The sequence below is a fragment of the Arthrobacter sp. SO3 genome, from assembly GCF_020532825.1.
Lineage (GTDB): Bacteria > Actinomycetota > Actinomycetes > Actinomycetales > Micrococcaceae > Arthrobacter.
In genome coordinates, this window is sequence record NZ_MQTS01000119.1 from 14,862 (window position 1) to 17,376 (window position 2,515).

The window sequence follows — 2,515 nt, forward strand, 5'->3', positions numbered from 1 at the left end:
CGGGCGGGTTGCGCGGCCACGGCCCAGGCCGCGGACCGTCCAGCCTGCCGCTTCCCAGACGGAAGCGTCGACGACGTTGCGGGCGTCCAGCAGGGTCCGGCGCCGGACCAGCGCCCCGGCGTCGGCCGGCTGAAGCGAGGCGTACTCGTCCCATTCGGTCAGCAGCAGCACGAGTTCGGCACCCTCCAGTGCCCGGGATGTGCACGGCTCGAAGCGCAGCTGCGGGCAGCGGAGCCACGCGTTGTTGATCGCGGCAGGGTCCGTCACCGTGACGTGGGCGCCGTGCGACGCCAGCTGCAGGGCAACGTCCAGGGCCGGGGAGTCCCGGATATCGTCCGTGTCCGGCTTGAAGGAAGCGCCGAGCACCGTGACCCGGCGGCCGCTGAGCTGGCCGCCGCACAGGTCCCGGGCCAGTTCGACGGTGCGGGACCGCTGGTCGCGGTTGATGGAATCCACCACGCCCATCCATTGGTCCACCGAATCCACGCCCAGTCCGGCGGCCTGGACCCGGAGGGAGCGGATGTCCTTGGGCAGGCAGCCGCCGCCGAACCCCAGGCCGGCATGGAGGTACCGGCTGCCGATGCGCGGATCCAGGCCCATCGCCGAGCCCAGCTGCTGCACGTCGGCGCCCGTGGCGTCGCAGAGTTCGGCCATGGCGTTGATGAAGCTGAGCTTGGTGGCGAGGTAGGCGTTCGACGCCGATTTGATCAGTTCCGCCGTGGCGAAGTTGCAGACCAGCCGCGGGATCCCGGCGGCCAGCAGGGGAGCGTAGACGGCGTCGAGGGCCGCAGTGATCGCCGCGCCGCCGGGGGCGGGGTCCGCGGGGACGCCGTAGACCAGGCGGTCCGGGACCAGCGAGTCCCTGACCGCGGTGCCCTGGCGCAGGAACTCCGGGTTCCAGCCCAGGAGCACGTCCGGGCGCCCGTCCAGCACACCGCTGAGCATGTCCACCGTTCCCACCGGAACCGTGGACTTGCCCACCACGGCGGACCCTGCGGCCAGGTGGGGGAGGAGCGCCCCGGTGGCCGCGACAAGGTAACTGAGGTCGGCGCCGTCGGAGGTCTTGGACTGCGGCGTGCCCACGCAGAGGAAATGCAGCCCGGCACTGGCGGCGTCGGCGAAGTCCGTGGAGAAGCTGAGCCGCCCGGCGGCGATCCCGTCCCGCAGGAGTTCGTCCAGCCCGGGCTCGAAGAACGGCGCCGCACCGCGGCCCAGCTGCTCGACTTTGGCGGCGTCGACGTCGATCCCCACCACGCTGTGGCCCATTGCCGCCAGGGTGGCCGCGTGCACGGCCCCCAGGTAACCGCAGCCGATCACGGAAATTCTCACAGGGCGACTCCTTGGGGTGAGGTGGTGACCATGTCGGCGGCGAGGACCGCGTGGTAATGCTGGACCAGTTCGGCACCCAGGGCGGACCACGTCCGGCCCTGGACCGAGGCGTGGGCCGCCGCAGCGAACGCGCGGCGCTTGGCGTCGTCGCCGATCAGGTCCACCACGTGGTTCCGCAGCGCAGCCAGGTCGCCTGGTTTGTACAGCCAGCCGGTGCGGGAGTTCTCGACGAGGTCCAGCGGGCCGCCGCGGCCAGTGGCGACCACCGGCACCCCCGAGGCCATCGCCTCCTGGATGGTCTGGCAGAAGGTCTCGAACTCGCCGGGGTGCACGAAGAGATCGAAGGACGCCACGGCCCGGGCCAGTTCCTCGCCGCCGAGGAATCCGGTGAAGACCGCGTCCGGCAGGGCTTCCCCGAGGGCCTGGCGCTGTGGTCCGTCGCCCACGATCACCAGCCGGGTGCCGGGAACATCGGCCAGCACCGCGAGGTCCTGCACCTGCTTTTCCACCGCGAGCCGGCCGACGTAGCCGATGATGCGCTCGCCGGCCGGGGCGACGGCGGCCCGCCACCCGGCGTCGCGCTTGTCCGGGGAGAACCGCTGTGTATCCACTCCGCGCCGCCACATCTCGACCCGCGGAATGCCGCGGCCGCGGAGCTGGTTGAGGGCGAAGCTGGAGGGCACCAGGGTCCGGGAGGCGAGCAGGTGGATGTTCTCCACCCGGTTCCAGGCCCAGTTCTCCAGGAAGGGGACGCCGTACCGCCCGGCGTAGCCCGGGACCTCGGTCTGGTAAATGGCTAAGGTGGGGATCCCAAGCTGGTGGGCGGCCTGCGCCGCGCGCCAGCCGAGCACGAACGGCGACGCCAGGTGGACCACGTCCGGTGCATACTCGGCAAGGATTCGCTTGACCCGAGTGACACCGCCCATCGCCACCCGCACGTTCGCGTAGCCGGCCAGCGGAACCGAGGGCAGCCGGTGGACATGCGCCCCGCAGACCTCCGTGGGGGCCTCCGTATCCTGCGTGGACGGCGCGATCACGAGCACCTCGTCTCCGCGGTCCTGCAGATGCTCCAGGACCCGCAGGATGGAGTGGGTTACCCCGTTCATCAGCGGCAGGAATGACTCAGCAACAATTGCGATCCTCACCCCTCCACGGTGCGCGGGCCGGCTTTCGGGGCGGGGGTGGG

Annotated in this window: 2 protein-coding genes; both read right to left on the bottom strand. The window is 71.5% G+C overall.

Annotation, left to right across the window (positions count from 1 at the left end; genetic code table 11):
* Positions 1 to 1,329 (bottom strand): UDP-glucose dehydrogenase family protein (locus BJQ90_RS12155; RefSeq protein WP_226760515.1); only part of this gene is annotated, 1,329 nt, incomplete at its 3' end.
* On the bottom strand, positions 1,326 to 2,474 hold the full coding sequence (locus BJQ90_RS12160) for a glycosyltransferase family 4 protein (protein ID WP_226760516.1): 1,149 nt from the start codon (positions 2,472 to 2,474) through the stop codon (positions 1,326 to 1,328). The genes BJQ90_RS12160 and BJQ90_RS12155, both read right to left, overlap by 4 nt.
* Positions 2,475 to 2,515: the final 41 nt, after the last annotated feature.